Source organism: Planctomycetota bacterium (assembly GCA_038746835.1).
Classification (GTDB): Bacteria; Planctomycetota; Phycisphaerae; order Tepidisphaerales; family Tepidisphaeraceae; genus JBCDKH01.
Genome location: JBCDKH010000029.1, coordinates 21433 through 27432, shown reverse-complemented (window position 1 = coordinate 27432; position 6000 = coordinate 21433). Strand labels below are relative to the sequence as shown.

The following is a 6000-nucleotide window of genomic DNA, read 5'->3' as shown; positions in this document are numbered from 1 at the left end:
CGGATTCCGGTCGTCACCGGCATCGGCCACGACACCGACGTCAGCCTCAGCGACGGCGTGGCCGACGTGCACGCCCACACCCCGACGCAGGCGGCGCGGACGATCATCGAACATTGGTCCCGCGCGGCAGACGACGTCGATCGGCTGGCGATCGTGCTGCGGCGCGACCTTCGTCGGACGATGGAAGCGGCTCGGACGTCGCTCATACAGGTCCGACGCCACGAGGCCTTTCGCCGTCCCGAAGAGCTGGTCGAGCGACGGCGACGCGATCTCGACTTTGCGACATCCGCCTTCAGCAACGCCCTCGAACGTCACCGGCGTCGGCAGGGCGATCGGCTCGCGCGCGTCCGCGATCAGCTTCGCCAGCTCGAACCGGCCGCGCAGCTTCGTCGACAGCGGACAACGCTCGACACGCTCTCACGTCGGCTCGATGGCGTCCGGCAGAAGCTCGTCGCCAGCGTGCGCCATCGCCTCACACGCGAACAGGCACGACTCGCCGCCAACGCACCGTCGCGACAGATCGCGGCCCGGCGATCGCAGCTGCAGGCGGCTCAACGGACGCTCGAAACCCTCAGTCCGCTCGCCGTCCTCGCGCGCGGCTACAGCATCACGACCACGGTCGACGGCCGCGTCGTCCAACGCCAGGCCGATGCCCCGCCCGGCACGACGATCGAAACGCGACTCGCCGACGGCACGCTCAAAAGCCGCGTCGAAGCTGAGGGCTGATCACTCCGCCTCGCCGAGACGAGTCTGGTTGTCGACGAAGTCGATCCGCAGGAGTGCTCGCCGCTCGAACTCGATCTCGTCGCGCGTCCGGAACCCGAGCCGGCGAACGAGATCGTCCGCCGGACTCTGGCCGACCAGGCCGTGGTGCAGCGCACCGCCTGCGAGGATTGCGGTCAACAGCGACCAGGCACGGCTCTTGGTCAGCGACAGCCAGAACGCCCCGAGCGTCAAGCCACTGGTGACGACCTGCAGGACACGCGTCGTGTCCCACTCGGTGTCGAGCTCGTCCAGACGCGACGCAATCATCGACGGATTCTCTTTGAAGAACGCGATGTTCGCCTCCGTTCGCCGAGCGTTGGACTCCGCGGCCGCCTCGGGCGTGGGGTGGATGATCTCCGGTGCACGCTCCCGCAGGAGCTGCCACTGGTCTTTCGCCGCCGCCTTGAGTTTCTCGGCAGCCTCGGCCGCGACGACACCCGCCTGGTCCGCCGCCCGGCTCGCAACGGCCTGGGCCTTGGCCTTGATGTCGTCGCCCGCAGAAGGCGTGCCGTTGCTGGATTCCATACGCAAAACATAGAGCCCTGACGATGCCTCGGGAACGCGCAAGTTGTGGCATCGGCGGCGTCGGGCTAGGTTCCGCGGTGATGGCGAATCTGCCCGACGTGCCCGAACGCTCCTTCCTCAGCCAGAAATTCGCACGCCTGCAGTTCGGCCCGTATTCCGTCGTCGGCTACAGCGTCGCAGGCGAAGAGACCGTCGTACAAGTGCCAGAGCTCGGCATCTGCTTCGACTGCGGCCGAACCCCGCAGTTCGCACTGACCAGCGACATCCTCTGCATCAGCCACGCCCACATGGACCACCTGGCGGGCTTGGCTTACTTCATCAGCCAGCGCTACTTCCAGGGCCTGAAGCCGCCGACGATTCTCGTGCCGGCCGAGATCGCCGACCCGGTCGATGACATGCTGCTGGCGTGGCGTCGCATCGAGCGGCAGCAGACGCCGTACGACCTCGTCGAGATGCGGCCCGGCCAGATGTTCCGCGTCCGAAACGACTTCGGCATCCGCTGCCACCGAACCCACCACGGCGGCCCGAGCCTCGGCTACTCCGCCATCTCGATTCGCCACAAGCTCAAGGACGAATACCACGACCGCACCAGCGACCAGATTCGCAAACTCAAGGAAGAGGGCGTCGAAATTCAATACGTGAAGGAAGTGCCGATCGTCACGTACCTCGGCGACACCGGTGCCGGCCCTGTCTGGAAGGAGCCCGACGTCGTTGAAGCACAGATCCTGCTGACCGAGTGCACGTTCTTCGAGCCCGACCACAAACGCACCGCCAAGGCCGGCCGACATCTGCACGCGATGGAGCTGGCGAACTACCTGCCGCGGCTGAACAACGAGCACGTCGTCCTGCTCCACCTCAGCCGCCGCACCGGCCTCGGTCGGGCAAAGCGTCTGCTGAAAGATGCTGTCACCGACGCGTCGCTCCTCGACCGCGTCCACTTCCTGATGGACCTCCGCGACTCCGCCGAATCCGGCGACGCCGCCGCCGGTCCGCAGGGGCAGCACAAGGACGGGTCGGCGTAGCATTTCGGATGGCCTCGCTCCTGTCGTCGCTGTTCGGGCGGTCGGCTCCTTCGAGCAATGGTCGGGCGTCGCCGACGTTCGACGACGCCTTCGAGAAGCGTGTCTTCGAGATCGGGCGAGCGTTCCTGGCCGACGCGCGGTCGAAGCAGGACGGCCTGCTGTCTAAGCGGTTCTGGAACGACAAGCTGATGGACTGGTCAATGAAGGACCAAGCCTTCAAGGTCCAGCTGTTCCGGTTCGTCGACGCGTTTCCGAACTTCAAGACGCCGGACGAGATCTACGAGCACCTCGTCGACTTCATGAGCCAGCCGGGCGTCAAGCCGCCGCCGGGCATGAACGTCGGGCTCAAGGCCGGCGGGGCGATGAAGGGCACCGTCGCCAAGACGATGGCGAAGCAGATCACCGGCATGGCCGAGACGTTCATCGCCGGCACCGACGCGGCCGACGCGAAGGACAAGCTACGCCGCATGTGGGACAAGGGGCTCTGCTTCAGCGTCGACCTGCTCGGCGAGGCGTGCATCAGCGACGCCGAGGCCGACGCGTATCAACGCAAGTACCTCGATCTCGTCGAGAACCTGCCGACGTGGGTTAACGACTGGCCTGCAAACGAACGGCTCGAACACGATCACCTCGGCCCGATCCCGCGGACGAACGTCAGTATCAAGTGCAGCAGCCTGGTCGCGAAGTTCGACCCGATCGCCTTCGACCGCTGCATCGACGAGTCGATGAAGCGGATCGTCCCGATCCTCAAAGCCGCCCGCGATCGCGGCGTGTTCATCAACTTCGACATGGAGTCCTTCGCGACGAAGGACCTGACGATCGAACTGTTCAAGCGGTGCTGCGAGACGGTCGACTTCGACGCCGGATTGGCGATGCAGGCCTACCTGCGGAGTGGCGACGCGGACGCGCAGAACGTCATCGAGTGGGCCAAGCGCACTGGCAAGACGGTGACCGTTCGGCTGGTGAAGGGGGCGTACTGGGACTACGAGACGATCCACGCCGAAGAGATGGGCTGGCCGCAGCCGGTGTGGGCGACGAAGGCTGAAACGGACGCCTGCTTCGAGCGGATGAGCCGGCTGTTCATCGAATCGACGCCCGACGCGGACGACTCTGGTGCCACTGCATCCTTGCAGTGCCGCACGCCGGCCGACCCCCGACACCGCAAAGATGCGGTGGCACCGGGAACCCCCGGCGGCGTGAAGCTCGCGCTCGGTTCGCACAACGTCCGCAGCATCGCCGTCGCGTTGGCGGCGTTGGAAGAGCGCGACCTGCCGACGTCGGCGATCGAACTGCAGATGCTCTACGGCATGGCCGACCCGCTGAAGAAGGCGGCGACCACGCGAGGCCTTCGCGTGCGCGATTACGTCCCCGTCGGCGAGATGGTCCCCGGCATGGCCTACCTCGTTCGGCGACTGCTCGAAAACACGAGCAACGAGTCGTGGCTCAAAGCCGGCTTCATGAGCGACGCGTCGGCGGAGACACTACTTGAGAAACCAATCGCGAGCCCCAAGCGTGAGCGAGGGGTTGGGCAATCGCGACCGCAACCCCTCGCTCACGCTCGGGGCTCGAAGCACCATCAATTGTCCGCATCTGTCGACGCTTTCGATCCGCCAGCGTTTTTCACTGAGCCGCTCCGCGACTTCGCCGAGGGAGGTCAACGGGATGCGTTCGCCAAGAAGGCGCAAGACGCCTGCACCCCGTACATCGACAAGCAAGGCCACGTCTTCGCCGAGGTCGCAAACCACGAGATCGATGTCGACCAAGAGATCATCAACGACACGGCTCACTCCAACTTCATCGTCGGCATGGCGAAGAAGAGCTCTATTTCCTGGCGACACACGCCGGTGCTCGACCGCGCCCGCTACCTGACGCGGGCGGCCGACCTCATGCGAAAGCATCGCGACGAGCTGACCGGCGTCATCATCAAGGAGGCCGGAAAACCGTGGCGAGAAGCCGATGCTGACGTGTGCGAGGCGATCGACTTCTGCGAGTTCTACGCCCGCGAGGCCGTCGCGCTCTTCGAGCCCAAACGCCTCGGCCGGTTCGTCGGCGAGCACAACGAAGAACGCGTCGAGCCGCGCGGCGTGTGTGCGGTCATCAGCCCGTGGAACTTTCCGCTCGCCATTGCGTGCGGCATGACGGTCGCATCAGTCGTCTGCGGCAACCCGACGATACTCAAGCCGGCCGAGCAGACGCCCGGCATCGCGGGGCTACTCGTAGAGATCCTGCACAAGGCCGGCGTCCCGAAGGAGGTCGTGCAGCTGCTCTGCGGCGAGGGCGAGACGATCGGCAAGAACCTCGCTCGTCACCCCGACGTCGCGATGGTCGCTTTCACCGGAAGCGCAGAAGTCGGGCGGAGCATCCTGAAAGACGCCGTCGAGCATCCGCCGACGGGCATGCTCGCTCGCCAGGTCGTCTGCGAAACCGGCGGGAAAAACGCCATCCTCGTCGACGCCTCGGCCGACCTGGACGAAGCCGTCGTCGGCGTCCGCGACTCGGCCTTCGGGTTCGCGGGGCAAAAGTGCAGCGCCTGTAGCCGGGCGATCGTCGTCGGGTCCGTCTACGACACCTTCGTCGAGCGTCTGGTCGAAAGCACCAAAAGCCTCGTCATCGGCGACCCGCTCGACCCCGCGACCGACGTCGGACCCGTCATCGACGACGGCGCACGTCGCAAGATTGAGCACTACATCGGGCGCGGAAGAACCGAAGCACGATGCGTCCATCCGGTCGCGAGCCCAGAGCGTGAGCGAGGGGTTTCTGACGATCGTCTAGAACCCCTCGCTCCCGCTCGGGGCTTGCAGGGAACTTATGAAACGGGTGGCAAACCACTTATCTGTCCGCACATCTTCGTCGACGTCGACCCGTCAGCGAGCATCGCGACCGACGAGATCTTCGGTCCCGTCCTCGCCGTCATCCGCGCTCGCGACTTCGACCAAGCGTTGCAGCTCGCCCTCGACAACGCCTATCGCCTCACCGGCGGCGTCTACACGCGAAAGCCGTCGCACCTCGACCGTGCCCGCCGCGAGTTTGCCGTCGGCAACCTCTATCTCAACCGCGGCTCGACCGGCGCCCTCGTCGCGCGCCAACCCTTCGGCGGCTTCGGCATGTCCGGCCTCGGCACCAAAGCCGGCGGCAGGGACTACCTCCAACAGTTCGTCGTCCCCCGCGTCGTCACGGAGAACACCATTCGCCGCGGCTTCGCGCCAGAGTTGGGTTAGCGAGGATGCATCTTGATGGAGCAAGAACGCCAATGCCGCCAGCAATACAAGAACCTTGGCCCTCACCCGGTTTCTACGCGGGTCTTGTGATCGCGCTCTTCATTGCAACAATCGCAGCCGGTGCGTTGCGTCGCCTTCGTCTTTGTACCACTGAAGCAGAAGGACGCGTCGCGGAGATTGATCACGACACCGATGGCATCCCACGACAACTAATCAGTTTCGAGCAACCCGATGGGACGACCCATCAGTTCTGGGACCTCAACAGTGATGCACCACATCGTACTGTCGGCGACACGGTGTCGGTCTGGTACGACCCGAAAAATCCTTCTCGCGCAACGTCGTCAAAGACAGGACTCAGACGTCGAGTGAGTCTCCTCTTTCTCCTGGCAACTTCGATCCTGCTCTTGGCCGTGATAGCAGCATGACAATGCGCTCAGCGTGCAGCTCGAACTTTGATCTACTTGCGGATC

Annotated in this window: 4 protein-coding genes; 3 read left to right on the top strand and 1 reads right to left on the bottom strand. The window is 65.0% G+C overall.

Annotated features, from left to right (window positions below):
• On the top strand, window positions 1-726 hold a 726-nt coding region (locus AAGI46_05130; protein ID MEM1011588.1), incomplete at its 5' end, for an exodeoxyribonuclease VII large subunit.
• Here AAGI46_05130 and AAGI46_05125 read toward each other — a convergent pair.
• Window positions 727-1290, bottom strand: coding sequence for a hypothetical protein (locus AAGI46_05125; GenBank protein ID MEM1011587.1), 564 nt, complete (start codon window positions 1288-1290; stop codon window positions 727-729).
• 80 nt (window positions 1291-1370) lie between these two features.
• On the opposite strand from AAGI46_05125, the gene AAGI46_05120 reads away from it, so the two are divergent.
• Both AAGI46_05120 and AAGI46_05115 read left to right on the top strand, forming a co-directional pair.
• A complete protein-coding gene (locus AAGI46_05120) occupies window positions 1371-2312 on the top strand; it encodes an MBL fold metallo-hydrolase (protein MEM1011586.1) in 942 nt (313 codons plus the stop codon).
• Window positions 2313-2320: 8 nt separating this feature from the next.
• Window positions 2321-5530, top strand: coding sequence for a proline dehydrogenase family protein (locus AAGI46_05115; GenBank protein ID MEM1011585.1), 3210 nt, complete (start codon window positions 2321-2323; stop codon window positions 5528-5530).
• Window positions 5531-6000 lie beyond the last annotated feature (470 nt).